Source organism: Neptuniibacter sp. QD72_48 (genome assembly GCF_047778065.1).
Lineage (GTDB): Bacteria > Pseudomonadota > Gammaproteobacteria > Pseudomonadales > Balneatricaceae > Neptuniibacter.
This window is the reverse complement of record NZ_CP180547.1, coordinates 2,414,846-2,430,098: the sequence shown is the minus strand read 5'-3', so window position 1 is coordinate 2,430,098 and position 15,253 is coordinate 2,414,846. Positions and strand designations below refer to the sequence as shown.

General features: G+C 43.0%; 15 protein-coding genes. 4 read left to right on the top strand and 11 right to left on the bottom strand.

Features of this window, described 5'->3' with window-relative positions:
* Positions 1–11 precede the first annotated feature (11 nt).
* Both chrA and ACMXYX_RS10905 read right to left on the bottom strand, forming a co-directional pair.
* Entirely contained in the window at positions 12–1,202 is a 1,191-nt protein-coding gene (gene chrA / locus ACMXYX_RS10910) for a chromate efflux transporter (RefSeq protein WP_415884040.1), read from the bottom strand.
* A gap of 40 nt (positions 1,203–1,242) precedes the next feature.
* A complete protein-coding gene (locus ACMXYX_RS10905; RefSeq protein ID WP_415884041.1) occupies positions 1,243–2,514 on the bottom strand; it encodes a glycosyltransferase in 1,272 nt (423 codons plus the stop codon).
* Positions 2,515–2,618: 104 nt separating this feature from the next.
* Here ACMXYX_RS10905 and ACMXYX_RS10900 point away from each other — a divergent pair, with 104 nt between their 5' ends.
* Complete coding sequence (locus ACMXYX_RS10900; protein WP_415884042.1) at positions 2,619–3,152, top strand: DinB family protein; 534 nt, start codon at positions 2,619–2,621, stop codon at positions 3,150–3,152.
* Between the two features lie 72 nt (positions 3,153–3,224).
* Positions 3,225–4,310 (top strand): DUF1835 domain-containing protein, encoded by a 1,086-nt coding sequence (locus tag ACMXYX_RS10895; RefSeq protein WP_415884043.1) that lies wholly within the window; start codon positions 3,225–3,227, stop codon positions 4,308–4,310.
* Positions 4,311–4,323: 13 nt separating this feature from the next.
* Here ACMXYX_RS10895 and ACMXYX_RS10890 read toward each other — a convergent pair whose 3' ends face one another.
* The 8 genes from ACMXYX_RS10890 to queE all read right to left on the bottom strand — a co-directional run bounded on the left by ACMXYX_RS10890 (position 4,324) and on the right by queE (position 13,286).
* Positions 4,324–5,787: an HD-GYP domain-containing protein gene (locus tag ACMXYX_RS10890; RefSeq protein WP_415884044.1), complete on the bottom strand. Its 1,464-nt coding sequence runs from the start codon at positions 5,785–5,787 to the stop codon at positions 4,324–4,326.
* Positions 5,788–5,868: 81 nt separating this feature from the next.
* Positions 5,869–6,954 carry a molybdenum ABC transporter ATP-binding protein ModC gene (gene modC / locus ACMXYX_RS10885; protein WP_415884045.1) on the bottom strand — a complete coding sequence of 362 codons (1,086 nt, stop codon included), beginning with the start codon at positions 6,952–6,954 and terminating at the stop codon, positions 5,869–5,871.
* Entirely contained in the window at positions 6,947–7,645 is a 699-nt protein-coding gene (modB, locus tag ACMXYX_RS10880; RefSeq protein ID WP_415884046.1) for a molybdate ABC transporter permease subunit, read from the bottom strand. Before modB ends, modC begins: the two co-directional genes overlap by 8 nt.
* A gap of 3 nt (positions 7,646–7,648) precedes the next feature.
* On the bottom strand, positions 7,649–8,416 hold the full coding sequence (gene modA, locus ACMXYX_RS10875; RefSeq protein ID WP_415896492.1) for a molybdate ABC transporter substrate-binding protein: 768 nt from the start codon (positions 8,414–8,416) through the stop codon (positions 7,649–7,651).
* A gap of 383 nt (positions 8,417–8,799) precedes the next feature.
* Entirely contained in the window at positions 8,800–9,828 is a 1,029-nt protein-coding gene (locus ACMXYX_RS10870; RefSeq protein ID WP_415896491.1) for a GGDEF domain-containing protein, read from the bottom strand.
* 411 nt (positions 9,829–10,239) lie between these two features.
* Positions 10,240–10,857 (bottom strand): YigZ family protein, encoded by a 618-nt coding sequence (locus tag ACMXYX_RS10865; RefSeq protein WP_415905995.1) that lies wholly within the window; start codon positions 10,855–10,857, stop codon positions 10,240–10,242.
* Entirely contained in the window at positions 10,854–12,026 is a 1,173-nt protein-coding gene (locus ACMXYX_RS10860; protein WP_415905994.1) for a cation diffusion facilitator family transporter, read from the bottom strand. The genes ACMXYX_RS10865 and ACMXYX_RS10860 overlap by 4 nt, the downstream gene beginning before the upstream one ends.
* 627 nt (positions 12,027–12,653) lie before the next feature.
* A complete protein-coding gene (queE, locus tag ACMXYX_RS10855) occupies positions 12,654–13,286 on the bottom strand; it encodes a 7-carboxy-7-deazaguanine synthase (RefSeq protein ID WP_415905993.1) in 633 nt (210 codons plus the stop codon).
* A gap of 133 nt (positions 13,287–13,419) precedes the next feature.
* Between queE and ACMXYX_RS10850 the strand changes: the two genes are divergently transcribed.
* Both ACMXYX_RS10850 and ACMXYX_RS10845 read left to right on the top strand, forming a co-directional pair.
* A complete protein-coding gene (locus tag ACMXYX_RS10850) occupies positions 13,420–13,929 on the top strand; it encodes a DUF3087 family protein (RefSeq protein ID WP_415905992.1) in 510 nt (169 codons plus the stop codon).
* A gap of 89 nt (positions 13,930–14,018) precedes the next feature.
* Positions 14,019–14,660 carry a rhodanese-like domain-containing protein gene (locus ACMXYX_RS10845; protein WP_415896486.1) on the top strand — a complete coding sequence of 214 codons (642 nt, stop codon included), beginning with the start codon at positions 14,019–14,021 and terminating at the stop codon, positions 14,658–14,660.
* A gap of 46 nt (positions 14,661–14,706) precedes the next feature.
* Here ACMXYX_RS10845 and ACMXYX_RS10840 read toward each other — a convergent pair whose 3' ends face one another.
* On the bottom strand, positions 14,707–15,153 hold the full coding sequence (locus ACMXYX_RS10840) for a pseudoazurin (protein WP_415896485.1): 447 nt from the start codon (positions 15,151–15,153) through the stop codon (positions 14,707–14,709).
* Between the last annotated feature and the right edge of the window lie 100 nt (positions 15,154–15,253).

Genomic DNA, 15,253 nt, shown 5'->3' with positions numbered 1-15,253 from the left:
AAAGCAGCTAGTTAGAAAAAAGCCCATCCAGCCATTGCAAACCCTGCTACAAGCGCCAAGATCGGCGGCTTAAATTTTTGTAGGGTAAAGAAGCCGATAATCACCAATGCCATATCTAATCCAGAGGTCACGCTGGTGATAAATACTGGTTGGTACAAAGCCGAAAGCAGCAAACCTACAACGGCTGCATTGATACCCCAAACGGCACCTGCAATTTTAGGTTTCGCCGCTAATGACTCCCATGCACCTTGTAAGCTCAGTACCAGTAAAAAACCCGGCAGAAAAACCGCTAGTGTTGCAACGATAGCCCCCATAAGTGCTGCATTGCTTTGCATATCCGCACCAAGGAAGGTAGCAAGGGTAAACATCGGGCCGGGGATCGCTTGAGCTGCAGCATAACCGACGACAAAGCGGTCTGGATCTACCGCTTCGCCAAGGGTTTGTTGCAGAAGTGGCAAGACAACATGGCCGCCACCAAACACTAAACTGCCCGCTTGGTAAAACGCGTTAAAGAGTGCTGCCCAGTCAGAAATAAGGGCAAATAGAGGCATTAGAATAAACAGTAGGGCGAAGATTATTAACGGTAGTTTTGCCGGTTGTTCTGTCTTTTCAATTGCTGTTTCTGGATCTTTATCTTTATCTGTTGAAGTCAGTTCAGCTTTTTTAAGATAGATGCCTACAGCGGCTGCAATAAGCAGTACGGTCATCTGCGTCCACAAAGAGGGGGCGATTAGAAGGGCCGCAGCAGTGAAGATAGCAATGCTGAGTGATTGGTTATCTTTGCAGAAATTGCGTTGCATGCTCAGCGTGGCATCAGCAACGACGACAACGGCTAAGAGCTTGAGGCCATGAACGGCACCCGTAAGAAAGCCACCGCTGTTTTGTGTATCAGTTGTAGCAAGCAGGTAGAGAATGAGAAAAGAGGGCAGCGTGAAGCCAAGGAAAGCTGCAATACCGCCGTAAAGGCCCGCTTGTCTTAGACCAAGTGCAAAACCCACTTGGCTTGATCCTGGACCCGGTAGAAATTGGCTAAGGGCAACTAACCTTGCGTAGGAATCCTGATCGATCCATTTTTTTTCTTGTACAAAGGCTTTTTGAAAGTAACCGATATGTGCAGCAGGGCCGCCAAAGCTGGTGCAGCCCAATAATAGGAATCGCCAAAAGACTTCCCAAACCTTGTCCATATTCTGTCCTTTACTCATCTAAAAAATCTTAGCAGAGTAAAGCAGCACTGTGACAAGTTTATGACTTTTCTTGATTGTCTAGCGTACTTTCCAGCTTATTTTTCGCCGTTATCCATTGGGACATATATTGGGTGCTTTTAAGGCTGTGATGATTAAGCATGGCCCCAGTGAAATTTTGTAGGCGATGTTGCGCTAGGTTTTCCAACAGCGCTTTAACACGTGAAATCAGAGCAGGTCCAGTTTGGTTACCATCGTATCTATCTTGTAGCAGTGCTTTATTATTTTGCTGAGCGCATTGCCATGCTTGCTGATCTAGATATAGCTCTACCGCGGCTTCGATAAAGGCGTCATCGTTATCAGCAATCGCTCCTGGCCATTGGCTCGGATCGGATAGCATTCCTTCACTACCTATAGATGTAGTTATGCTTGGCGTGCCGCAGACCATTGCATCCAGTAACTTACCTTTTATACCAGCGCCAAAACGTAGCGGGGCAAGGCAAACGCGGGCTGACTTAAATGTATCGTAGGCATCTTCTGCCCAGCCTTTGATAAGGAAGCCGGTTTTAGGGTTGTTTAACGCTGTGGCTTTAGGTGGTGGGTAAGATCCCCAGATATGTAGTTCCGCATCGGTTTCGCCGCGCTCTTTTAGGCGCTGGCGTATCTGCGGCCATAGCCTTTGCATCTCCAGCACTGAATCCCAATTAGGCGCATGGCGGAAGTTTCCGATCATCATAAAGTGAGCGCGCTCTGCAAAGTTTGGAACCTGGTCTGGCAGCTTATCCAGATCGAGCATAAAAGGTAGATGATGGAATTGTTGTTCTGGTACCGAGAACTGATTTTTTAAAAGCTCTGTTTCGTAATCGGAGATGATTAACGAAAGGTCGGAACGATAGATTGCTGCGATCTCTCGTTTGGCAATGTCTGAGTAGAGATCTGTTAGTGTCATCTCGCGGTTTTGCTTAACGGCTTGATGACGGGCATTACGCAGGCATTGCAGATCTTCGGTATCTAAAATGCGTAGGGCTTCAGGGCAGTTCTTTTCTACTCGCCAGCCAAATTGTTCTTCCATCATAAAACGGTCGAACATCACAATATCGGGATTAAGGTCACTGACGAACTGATCAAAGCAGTCACTGTTAAGTTGGATATTGCAGTGCGCGATGCCTTCATCATCTAGGTTGATCATATGCTCTGTGGTTTGTGCAGGGCTGGCAAATGTAACGTTCCACCCTTGCTGCTTGTACAGGCGTAACAGTGACAGCATATGGCTACCAGCTGCAGAAGAGTTGGGTTCGGGCCAGACGTAACCAATCACTAAAACGCTAAGCATAGAGTTAACCTAGAAAGAAAAAACAGCATTCTACCTTTTATTTGTAAGGTTTCTATAAGTTGTCATCTTTTGCTGTTTAAATGGATGAATTCTAAGGAGGAACTATGACACTGAAAGACCAGTTTGAGCTGATGGCTCGTTATAACCAATGGATGAATGAAAGTATCTACGAAGCCGCAAGCGAGCTTGAAGAGGGAGAAGTTAGTAAAGATCAGGGAGCTTTTTTTGGGTCTATTTTAGCTACGCTTAACCATATATTGGTGGGCGATATTATCTGGTTAAAACGTTTTGCCGATCATCCATCAAATTACAAAAGTTTAGAAGAAGTAAGAGCGATGGAGCGCCCCGCCAAACTAAGCACGGTAGTTTATTCCGATTTTGAAGAACTGCGGGATGCGCGTTACTTGCTTGATCGTGCCATTGTCGAATTATGCGATGAGATCGAAGTGTATGATCTGAACCACTCCTTGGTTTACTGCAATATGCAGGGTAATAAGTTTGAAAAGCGTTTTGGCTATCTGTTGCAACATTTCTTTAATCATCAAACCCATCACCGCGGGCAGGTGAGTACGATGCTGAGCCAAAAAGGTATCGATTTGGCGGTGACTGATCTATTGGCGGTTATCCCAGAAGCCTAACGTTAAAGGTTAAAATCGCTTATGCTGTAGATCAGTTCGGGGAGTTCTGATAAATCATTCAAGGAGTCGAGAGTGAAGTTACATATCACAAATGGCGATTGCGCCGGGGATATGCTGCAGGAAGCAGAAGGCATTGATGGCGAAGTATTGTGTTGGCGAGACCTATTACATGATGGCCCTGTTTTAAGTCACCCTGCCTTAAATCGCGAGGCGCGGATTAGTTTTTTGACCGAGCTGTTAGTTAACAGTGATCTGGATATAGATGATCCCAGAGCGCTTGTCACAAAAGACTTTAGCGAGCGTGATCAAGTTATAGCGCGTGTCGCGGAATTTGATGAGATCGTTCTCTGGTTCGAACATGATCTATATGATCAGTTGCAGTTGTTAGATGTTTGTCAGAATCTCTATTCACAGTTCGATCAATTACCGAAGCTGTCCATAATCTGTATTGATGATCATCCTGCAGTTCCTTTCTTTCATGGCTTTGGTAACCTCACCCCGGATATGTTGGTTGGCCTCTATCCACAGCGAGAGTTAATTACTTTAGAGCAACTTAAATTAGCTACTGATATATGGTCTGCTTTAACGGCTGCTAGCCCTGAACGATTAGCTGACTATGCAGCAGAACCGATTGAAGGCTGGCCCTATATGCAAAAGGCATTAAGACGCTTTTGCTGTGAATTTCCGGCTTTAGAAACGGGTTTAACTTTAACTCAGACTTATCTTCTTCTGACGCTTTTAAAAGCGCCGGATGAGCTGCCCGCATTGGAAGTACATCTAGCTTTGCTGGAACAGCATGGCAGACTACCAGAAGGTGCGACAGCGCAAAGTCGTTATTACGAAATACTGTCAGGCCCGGCGACTTTCCAGCGAATTTTCCATCATTTACAGCGATTAGAAGTGGATCCTTTTATGGGAGACTTGTCGGTCAAACATGAGTTGGATTGCTTGATAGAAGCTGATCAACCCTACGTGAGTGTGACCGATGGTGAGCCGGCGGTGTATTCCCTAACTGCAGCAGGAGCTGAAGCGCTTCAAGGTATAAGGCACTGGCAGCAAGGAAATCACTATTCGTTTTGGCGTGGTGGCGTCGAGATTACAGATGACAACCTTTGGTTATGGGATCAACAGCATAAGCAGTTTTCGTTACACGCATAAGCTTATTTATAGCTTATGCGGCGACGGTATTCTCATCGCTGTATTCAGCGGCAATCTCTTTAAACTCGGTTTCTAAGGCTAAGAAGGCTTCGACCACTTCTGGATCAAAGTGATTGTCTTTACCTTCAACGATAATATCTCTAGCCTTTTCGTGACTGAATGCAGGTTTGTAGACGCGTTTAGAGATAAGGGCGTCATAGACATCAGCTACGGCCATTAGGCGACCTGACAGCGGGATATCTTCGCCCTGTAGGCCGTTCGGGTAACCTCTACCATCCCATTTTTCGTGATGGGTTAAGCTAATTTCACGAGCAATCCTTAAGAAAGAGTTACTACCCAGTTGGTTCTCAGCAACCTCTAATGCATCAGCACCAATTTGTGGGTGCTGCTTCATAATGTCGAATTCTTCATCTGTCAGCTTACCCGGTTTCAGCAGAATACTATCTGGAATACCGACTTTACCAACATCGTGTAGTGGTGCTGATTTGTATAGGAGTTCGATTGTTTCCGACGTCAGGTAATCAGCATGTTTCGGGTTTTGGCGTAGCTTAATGGCTAAAGCGCGTACATAGTTTTGGGTACGTAAAATATGCCCGCCGGTTTCGTTATCGCGGGTTTCGGCCAAACTGGCTAAACCTAATATACTGGCATCACGAGTCACGTTGAGTTCGCGAGTACGTTGCGCCAGTGAGCTGATCATTTGATTGGTATGCAGTGCCATCAAACCAAATTCATCATTAGTGGTAACCGGTACTTCTGTATTTAACTCACCTAGGGATACCTGTTTGAGGGTGCTGTTTTCCGCTTGAATAAAGAATTTGAGATTACGGGCATAGCCCATAATGATAGTTAAGATGTAGGTCATCATTACACCTACGACAAAGACGATCTCAGTCAAAATGTAGCGCTGTGAGGTTTCTAGTGGAATACTGTCGCCCGTGTGGATCAGCCACTCCAAATCTTTATTGATTACTAAGAACACAACACCGATTACTGAGATAGCACAGATCGTTGCAAACCAAGTGAATTTTTTAGTGAGCGGATAAGGAGAACTATCTGGCTCCAAATGTTCTTTTTGAGCTTGTAAACATTGGGCGAGTTGGTGCTCTTTGAATAGGGCGAGATCACAAGAGATCAGATAACCAAGCACTCCCATGCCGACTAGCACCTTACCTGCGCTTTCTAATGGGAACTCATATATCAGTGTATTGAATAGGCCCAGTAGTATAGAGCAGCCGACAAATAAACCAAGATCGACTTTGAACTGGAAGCTTACCTTGGTTTTAAGCGGTTGTTTTTGAATTTGACCTTCAAGCAGGTACCTAAGGCTGCCTTGAATAATAAAGGTGACTAAGATGGGTAATAGCAACTGCGCAGTGGTAAGAGAATCTAAGAATGGACAGACTTGAACACCGTAGATAGAGAACAGCGTCATTGCGATCAAGTAGTGGATTATGGTGCGCTTTGTTGTAGTCATCGGTCCATTACACACAAATTTTAGAAGACAATAAAATTAATATTAGCTTTCAATGTTGAGTGATCGTTACAAATTAATCCGTCACAGTCCAGACCAATCTTCTTGGGTTACACTAATACCTTTGATTTGAGCATATACTTTGTCTCCGACTTGGAGATTAAGTTCCGTTAACGCCCAACACGTTATATGTGACCATAGCTTGCAGCCTCCTATATTCAGAACCACCTCTATCTGATGCGACGACTCTTCATCAATCTGCATGATTGTAGCTGGTAGTATGTTACGAATACTGGTCTGCTGAGGTTGCTCTTTAGATAAAGACACATCGTTAGCTTTAATACGTAAACGTAAGGGTGTGCCTGGAGGAATATCTAAGGCTCGCATCCACAGCTGAGTACTGTGGGATATGTTCAAGCAGGACATTGTATGCTTAGGGTGATGATGGTCTAGGGTTGCGTTGAATAGAGAGCTGCGGGTATCACCGGATAGCCATGGGCGCATCTGTTCTGATGACCAAACTTCTTCAACGTTACCAAACTGCAGAATCTTCCCTTGTTCTAGCAAAACCAAGTAATCAGCTAGCTGGATAATCTCTTCTAGGCTATGAGTTACATACAGAATGGGTAACTCAACCTCTTTCGCTAGTTTTGCTAAGTAGGGTAATAGTTCTTTCTTTCGTGGTAGATCGAGTGAGGCTAAGGGCTCATCCATCAACAGTAAGCCTGGATCGGAAAGTAGGGCTCGCCCGATTGCCACACGCTGTTTCTCACCGCCAGACAAGGTATTAGGCAAGCGTTGCAGCAGCGCTTGAATATCTAGCATCTCAACTACGCTTTGGAATTTCTCATCTTCTGGAGTGTATTCCGAACCGTACAGTAGATTACCTTGAACACTGTAGTGCGGAAAAAGGAGGGCTTCTTGGAATACATAGCCGATACTTCGTTTCTCTGGCGGTAAAAAGCGTTTGGTTTCGGTATTGGTAAGGTCACGCCCGTTTAAAGATATACGGCCTTTATGGGGTTTTATTAAGCCCGAGATATAGTTAATCAGACTGGTTTTACCAGCGCCTGATCGCCCAAAAATTACGGTCACACCACTGCGAGGCAGTTCAAAGTCACATTCCATTTTGAGATCACCCAATTGGGTATCTAAGGCAACTTTAAGCATGTGTGCCTCCAAGTTTCTGCTTGGCTTTTCGTGTTAGCCATTCAGAAGCTAAGAGGGACGCTAAGGCTATGAATATTGCTATGGCACATAATCGAGCTGCTTGGACTTCCGCACCTGGCGTTTCAATAAAGGAGTACATTGCTAGAGGGATCGTACGCGTAATTTCAGGAATATTGGAGACAAAAGTAATGGTCGCGCCAAACTCACCCAGCGAACGGGCAAAGCCCAGAATGATCCCCGTTAAAATACCGGGCAGTGTTAATGGCAGAGTGATGGTGAAAAATACTTTGGTGGGTGAAGAACCTAAGGTTCTTGCTGCATATTCAAGCTTCGGATTCACTGCTTCAAAGCCTTGCCTTATAGCTCTCACCATCAGCGGGAATGCAACGACGGCAGCGGCCAATGCCGCACCTTGCCAGCTGAAGCTGAAACTCAGTCCTGTTAGCTCATAAAGTGGTTTGCCAAGCCAGCCTTGGCGGCCAAAACCAATTAGTAAAAGATAACCAATAACGACAGGTGGAAGTACTAAAGGTAGATGAACAATGCCATCTAATAAGGTCTTACCAGGGAATTTTTTTCGCGCGAGAATCCAAGCTACACCAATAGCAACGGGCAAGCTAAACAGAACAGATGTGAGTGAAACTTTCAAACTCAGTAATAGGGCGGCCCACTCGTATTCTGTTATAAACATGGATTATTTATCTTGCAGTGTTTTGAAACCATAGCGTTTGAAAACGTTGCTTGCCTCTTCGCTAAATAGAAATTCATAAAATAATGAGGTACTAGCGGTATCCTTACCCTCAATTTTAGCAACCTCATAGATGATTGGGCTATGCATCGATTCTGGGATCTCACTGAGTATATTGAGCTGAGGTTTATCTACAATATCGGTTTTGTAATGAATCCCCATCGGTGTCTCACCTCGTTCAGTCAGAGCCAATGCTGATCGCGCACTGTTGGTGGGGGCAAAATAGCTTTGCCACTCTTGCCAAAGGTCGGCAGATTGCAAAGCCTCTTTTGCATAGATACCCACAGGAACATGATTAGTGTCGCCAATAGCGATACGTGCATGTCGATCAATTATTTGATCAATTTTGATTGCTTCGGAAAATTGGAACGGGGCAATTACGTGATTTTTGTTTCCAACAATTACCAGTCTGTTACTGATTAAGGCCTTACGAGTATTAGTTCTAAGGGCACCTTGATTCTCTACGTAATCCATCCAGCGTTGATTAGCTGCAATATAGAGATGAGCTGGGGCGCCTTGGGTAATTTGTCGTGCCAGTACAGAGGAAGAGGCAAAGGTCAGAGAGGGAGAGTGCAGGTGTTTATCTCTGAAGTTTGCGGACAGTTCTTCTAGTGGTGCTGTTAAAGAGGTGGCTGCAAATATGTGAATCCTGTCTTCTGCTTGAACTGAGGTGAAGTAAAAACAAGATAAGAAAAATAAAATCTTAGACTTCATTAAGGCGTATCCAAGACTAACTCAGCTTAGGAATATGCGGAATATGCTATACAACTGCGGGGCTGAGATAAAGCGAAGGTATAAAATTATACAGATTTAAAATAACTGAATTGTAAATATAGAATTTTGTGTGATCTAAATTGGTTAAGATTTTGTAGAAAACTAATTTTGATTATTGATTTTCTAATAGTGAAAAATACTGAAATGCTTTTGAACTGTCATTGATTTTAGCTTTTGAAGCTGAATTATTGGAAAAGCAGCTAAAACTCAGCGAATCAAAATGCAGAATTAGGAATTGGTAGGTAATTGATAGGGCTGGGGGGTTCGGAGCTACAACGTAGCCCCTACTTTCCTTTTTCCAGCGAATGAGGTGTACTCAAATCTTACGAGGAGATAACAACCTGGTTACGGCCGCTATCTTTTGCTTGGTAAAGCGCTTTATCGGTACGTTCAATCAATTGCTCAGAGGTTTCGCCAACGGTGAGTTGGGAAACACCAAACGACGCAGTTATAGAGCTGATAATTTCACCAGACTTTTTCTGCTTAATGCGGATCGCTTGAATTTTTTGACGTACTTGTTCCGCAAGCTCTGCTGCCGTTTCTTGATCGGTTTGAGGCATTAATACTGCAAACTCTTCACCACCAAAACGAACTGGCAACATGGGTTCTGGGCAAACTTCTTTTAATAGTTTACCTACATACTGCAACACTTTATCGCCCATGAGGTGACCATAAGTGTCGTTAAAACGCTTAAAGTGATCGATATCAACAAGAACGAAGGAGTGCACTAAACTTGGATCATTCACACCCACTAATTGACTTATCTCTGCATCAAATGCGCGGCGGTTGAATAGATTGGTGAGAGGGTCAACTCTTGCATCTTGACGGGTCTTGTTTAGCTCTTCTTTCAGTGATTGAATTTCCGCCTGAGCTTCATTCATCCTTTCTTGGAATTGGCGCGCAGTTTCACTGACCGATTTTGTGTGGTCGGAAAGGGCGTGAATTATTGATTCAATAGGTAGGCTAGCTTCACCATCTTCTTGTTGGTGAAGTGCTTCTAAACTCTCTTCAAGAACATTACTGAAATTCTCAGTTTTTTCGGCAGCGTTGCCGGCATGTTCGTGAAGGTCGTTAATAAGGCTGATCAGGTTGGCCTGTATGTCCTCAGCGCCATTAATTTCATCTCTGATCATGTGCTCACGGAACAGTTGTTCACTGAGCATGGTAGGACAGGTTCCGTATGTCGTTAGGGTCTTATCAAGTTGCACATTTAGCTCAGGTACACGATCACTAACGTAGGTATACCACAGAGCATAATTAAGCGGGTTAGGCGGTATATTATGCTTAACCATTAAAGGCACTGCCTGACGAAGGTACTCGGCAGCTTGATTGTTATTTTCAGCGAACTTCATACTTCCCCTATCGCTTTATCTGGTTGAACGAACGCTACTACATAAAAATTGTAAATAATAATCAGTACAATTTATATTTTGATCGGCAACTCAGTAACTTTAAAACAACTGTTTGAATTTGGGAACCGCTGAGGAAGAAAAAATCCCTTACTGAGGCCTATATCCTTTGAAACTAGTATCGGCAGAGGTTATTAAATCTTCAAGAAATTCCGTAGCAAAATTTTAAATTTTTTTATTTGTTAATTGGTTGGGAATGCTTGTGTACTTTGGTGTTAAGTACTTAGTGGTTGATTATAAGATTGATGTTATTTACAAAGAAATAGGGCTACTATTTTACACGATTATTACTTATCTAATTGATAAATTAGGAGAAATTAGGAGAAATAAGGACATCTATTTTAATAACTGCGTTTACCAACGGGTTTCAGGGTCTTTGTAACGAGTTAGATGCTTAAGTGATGTCAGTTGTTGTTTAAGCTGGTCTAATGCTACCGCGCTGGCTTCACCTTGAATATGTAGCTCTTCACTCCATTGTCGATCAAGGATATTGATTTGATCTTGATTTAATAACAGCTCAATATCGCCTACAAGGTGATGGGGCAGATATAGGTCAAAAGGAAATAGAGGGATGCGTTCCTCTATTGGTAATACTTTGAGAGCTTCTTGTACTGCTTGGCTATATGCTCTAACAAGCCCACCTGCACCAAGCTTTATCCCGCCAAAATATCGTGTTACCACGACGGTAATTTCACATAGGTCACTGTGTTCTAGTACGTTTAGCATTGGTTTACCAGCCGTACCTTTAGGTTCGCCATCATCACTGCTGTTCCAGCACTGAAGGTAACTCCGGGTACCAGCTATATATGCCCAACAATTATGGTTCGCTTTAGGGTGTTGCTGTTGTATCTCGGCAATAAAGTTTCTAGCACTCTCTAGATCCGGTGTGTGAGCGACATGAGTAATAAAACGGCTGTGTTTAATCTCAATTTCATGGCTGAGGTAAGGCTGTTTAGGGTAAAACTCTGTCATTGCTTAATGCCGCCTGCTAGGTAAATAGTTCCAAGCCATGGAATGGGTGTTTGATTCAATACTGCTTTAAGTCCAGATATTAGTGTTTCTTCATCGTGGCCGTTTTGACGTAAAAGTTGGAGTTGCTCAAGGCTTAATAATATTTCTATATCAATATGGCGGCCATAATAATAAAGAGAGAGTTGATATGGCACTGCTTTTGGGAATATCGCTGAAAAATATTGATCGATAGATTGAGTTACGTCGCGCCTTGACGGTAGTTTCGTTTCTGGTGGTGCAATATCGAGATCTTCGTCATCATAGGTATCGATGTGGAAGATAATATGTCCAATCTCCTGATTGTTCTGTAGACGCTGACAGGCTTTGTTTCCGATATAGTGTCCTTCAGAGGCGCTGAGATGAGGCGCAACTTGAATATGAAGTTCCATGACATGCTTATTGCCCATGGTACGGGTTTTAAAACTGTGGACATTTATAATGCCTTCTATTGATAGAATTTGTTCTTTATAACGATCGATATCTTCTTTTGGAATGGATGTGCTAAGTAGTTGTTGTAGATTGCTCCAGCTTAAATCCCAACCGATCTTAGCGACCATAATCGCGACAATCAGTGCAGCGACAGCATCTAACCAAAGAAAACCAGCCATAGCGCCAGCGACACCAATAAATACAACAATAGAAGAGAGGGCATCGGTTCGACTATGCCAAGCGTTAGCAATTAAAAGAGCCGAATCGATCTGTTTACCTATCTGAAGTGTATAGCGATAGATCCACTCTTTGGCTGCGATGGATAGTGCTGCGATTACCAGAACTGGCCATTCTGGCAGTAGCAGCTCAGAGGTTTCAATCAGGTTTAATGTACTGTCGTAAGCCATTGCCCCTGCGATAGCAATGAGGATACTGCCAAGAATTACAGTTCCTAATGCTTCAAAATGCCCATGCCCCCATGGGTGATCTTCATCGGGGCCTTTAGCCGATATTTTTAAAATTAGTACGACCATCACATCTGTAATCAGATCGGAAAGGGAGTGGATACCGTCTGCGATTAGGGCGGCTGAATGGAAGAGCAGCCCAAAAATGATCTTAAGGAAACCAAGTACGGCGTTTACTACAGCACCGATCCAGGTCACTTTGTTTGCAGCCTTGTTTTCTTGTTCTGTTCTTTGCATAGCGTAGGTAGGAGCTTGGTTTAGATCATTGATGTAAAGCCTAGCAGGTTAGAGCTTAAAAAATATGATCTATCTTGGGGATTACAAGTCTTGTTGAGGGGATTTTTTTACCGAGCAATTGATATGGTTAAGTCCATATTTGGTGTAATTAGCTTGTTTGAATTTGCCTTGATGGTTACCGTCAATACTAGGCTGTAGCCGGTGTTCTGTTTTATTACAGAAAAATGTTGTTCACTGTGGGGCAAATAGGCGCACTAAACTGGTGCTATAAACAACAAAAATATTTAATATTGTTATGTTGACTTATATAACATATTGATTTTAAAAGGATAAAAATAAACTGGTTAAAAATTGATCAGTTTATTGAGTCGCCTTGATTTATGGGCGTTTCATGACGTTTTAAAGTCTTAATTCACAAAGTTATCCACAGCTAATGTGAGTAGCCGTTGCAAGGCCCTATATTTTAAGGGAGTTGTGTTTTTCCACATTAAAAGGCGTGATTGAGCGCTCATTAATGGGTTTAGACTTTGGTCTAAATATTTGTTTTTGAGTCGATGTAATTTGGGTTTAGTGAATCTATCCGTATTAAGGCATAAAGTTCGAAAATTAGCGTTCAGTTATAGAGGATTAGTCTATGCCTAGAACTTTATGGTTCTGTAAGCTTAGCTTCCATTGTGGATGGGCTAAGCAATAGTCGATCACTTCTTTTGTGTAGATTGAACGTGCAGGGCCGTCCATCGGCTGTAGATAGAAGTGAGTGAAACTAAATTGTTCGAACTGGTCTGGTTGCGCTAAAGGTTGTGGGTAAACCAATTTAAGCTCATCGCCTTGGGTGATAATTACTTCGGCATCGGCTTTAGGGCTAACACAGATCCAATCGATATTGTTGGGTAGTGGCTTCGTGCCATTGGTTTCGATGGCAATTTCAAAACTGTTCGCGTGGCATTCATCCACTAAGGTTTGGTTGAGTTGCAGAGCAGGTTCTCCACCAGTGAAGATGATGTAAGGTTTTTCGTTGTTCTGCTCGGGCCAGAAACTTTTGAGAAACTGGCAAAGTTCAGCTGCGGTCGCGAACTTGCCACCATTCTGCCCATCGGTACCGATAAAGTCAGTATCGCAAAAATCGCAGATAGCTTTTTCACGGTCTTGTTCGCGTCCTGACCAAAGATTACAGCCAGAAAAACGACAAAAAATTGATGCACGTCCACTTTGCGCACCTTCACCTTGTAAGCTATAGAAAATCTCTTTTACGGAATACATCAGATTGTGGTAGAAAGGGCCTTTAAAATCGAGGCGATAAGTCTACACTGGCAGATTTTGACTGCAAGTTAATTCGGTTCATATTACGCCTGTAAGGTAATCTACAGGTTAACTAGTGTTATAGGGTACATTCGTGGAACTTAGAGAAATTGATAAAGTTGTTTATAAGCAAAAACAGCGCAAGGTAGGTATCGTTTTTAGTCTGATTTTTGCGGTGATTGGTTTAGGGTTGAGTGCCGTTTTACGTCATTACTACGGTAATGCTGAAGGCGAGAATATGATGGTCAATCTAACTGGTGTTTTAATCGGTTTAATTATCTCCATTATTATCTTCACCCAAGTAGCGAAAAAGCCGTATTTCGATGAGCTTCGTTACGGTTGGAATCTAAAAAAACAGGCGCTTAAGATTCAAAATCACCGTCATCGTTGGGAAGAACGCCTTAGAGACGGTGATTCAACGGCAGCAATTGTTCTAGCTTTCTACCACAAGGCTACTCTACAGCTACAGAGCCTAGACGGTAACGAGTTTGGTTATAGCGATAGTAAAGAGCGTGAGAATAAGTTTTTGGTTGAATGTGAGACGCTTTCTTTAGATGCTGATGCGTCTAAATATTCGATCGATATGCTGTTGGATATGAAATAACACCCTGTTTATTTCTGCAATAAATTGATATTACTAAGGAGCCTAAGGCTCCTTTTTTGTATCTGACCTATAAGAGTTGAGGTTTTACGATGCTTAGTCGATTTAAGCGATCTATTACGGTGTGGTCGATTTTATTGATATCGCCGTATCTCGTTGCTGAACAGAGTAATAGGGTGATGATTACCCCAGAACTTTTCTCCTTTGTGGTTGAGCATGAAGGGGAGCCTGTTGAGATTAAGCGCAACCAAGAGCCTGATAATACTATCCATGAACTGTATCTCACGACCTCACGCGGCACACCGCAGGCCATGTTTCCATTTGAGCCATATGAAGTGGAGACTATTGGAGAAAGAGAATTTATTGAGTATCTGCAGCAAGCTCAAACAGATAGCTCTATTTTAATTGTTGATACTCGTACCGAGGGCTGGCATTACCGTTTGACTATACCGGGCAGTACCAATATTCCCTATACACTTCTCAAAGACCCTGAAACTATTTCGGAGACGTTGGAAGAGCTTGGTGCAATAAAAAATGATGGTGTTTGGGATTTCAGTCAGGCAAAAACACTTGCTGCGTTTTGTAACGGTTATTGGTGTGGTCAGACCCCTACATTTATTTGGGCGTTGCTGGAGTTAGAATACCCTGAGGATAAGTTGAATTACTATCGAGGTGGTATGCAAGCATGGACAAGCTTAGGGCTGACTACGGTGGGGGATTATTATTTGGAATAGTAGGGAGATTTAATTCAATCTCCCTACTATCTGAGAATTAAGGTGCTTATTTAATTTGGTTTAGGTAATTCGTTAAGCGATCTTTATTCATCACAAACGTGGCGCTCAATTCAGCCGCGTTGGTTTTTACTTCTTCTAGGTTTGTTGGTTTACCTGCTACAACAACACCAACCATTGCCATCATTGCGTGTGGACGGCATTTGTATACGTACACACCTTCTTTATCGACTGTGAAAGAAACTTCTTTCATCATTTTGCCTTTCCAGCCTGTCGAACCCGCAGGGATTAGGTTACTAATTGATTCCGAGTTATGGCCTGGGTCTGTCGGTTGGAATGTAACGGTATCACCTACTTCTACATTTAAAATGGCAGGCTCAAAAACCATGGAGCCGTCAGGACCTGAGTTTTTCATCATGACAGTATGATCAGCAGCGCTAGCAAAATTTGCGCAAACTGCTAGAGCTAGGCCCGCACTTAGAGTTTTAATATTCATTGTTATGTTATTCCTTACGTTGATAATGCAAGTGATAATGATTATTAAATCAGTTTTTGGTTCTAGTAAATATGCTTATTTAGAAGTATATAAACGTTAA

Coding starts and splice junctions, on each gene's coding strand:
- chrA (WP_415884040.1), bottom strand. CDS start 1,202: ATGAGTAAAGGACAGAATATGGACAAGGTTTGGGAAGTCTTTTGGCGA.
- ACMXYX_RS10905 (WP_415884041.1), bottom strand. CDS start 2,514: ATGCTTAGCGTTTTAGTGATTGGTTACGTCTGGCCCGAACCCAACTCT.
- ACMXYX_RS10900 (WP_415884042.1), top strand. CDS start 2,619: ATGACACTGAAAGACCAGTTTGAGCTGATGGCTCGTTATAACCAATGG.
- ACMXYX_RS10890 (WP_415884044.1), bottom strand. CDS start 5,787: ATGACTACAACAAAGCGCACCATAATCCACTACTTGATCGCAATGACG.
- modC (WP_415884045.1), bottom strand. CDS start 6,954: ATGCTTAAAGTTGCCTTAGATACCCAATTGGGTGATCTCAAAATGGAA.
- modB (WP_415884046.1), bottom strand. CDS start 7,645: ATGTTTATAACAGAATACGAGTGGGCCGCCCTATTACTGAGTTTGAAA.
- modA (WP_415896492.1), bottom strand. CDS start 8,416: ATGAAGTCTAAGATTTTATTTTTCTTATCTTGTTTTTACTTCACCTCA.
- ACMXYX_RS10870 (WP_415896491.1), bottom strand. CDS start 9,828: ATGAAGTTCGCTGAAAATAACAATCAAGCTGCCGAGTACCTTCGTCAG.
- ACMXYX_RS10865 (WP_415905995.1), bottom strand. CDS start 10,857: ATGACAGAGTTTTACCCTAAACAGCCTTACCTCAGCCATGAAATTGAG.
- ACMXYX_RS10860 (WP_415905994.1), bottom strand. CDS start 12,026: ATGCAAAGAACAGAACAAGAAAACAAGGCTGCAAACAAAGTGACCTGG.
- queE (WP_415905993.1), bottom strand. CDS start 13,286: ATGTATTCCGTAAAAGAGATTTTCTATAGCTTACAAGGTGAAGGTGCG.
- ACMXYX_RS10845 (WP_415896486.1), top strand. CDS start 14,019: ATGCTTAGTCGATTTAAGCGATCTATTACGGTGTGGTCGATTTTATTG.
- ACMXYX_RS10840 (WP_415896485.1), bottom strand. CDS start 15,153: ATGAATATTAAAACTCTAAGTGCGGGCCTAGCTCTAGCAGTTTGCGCA.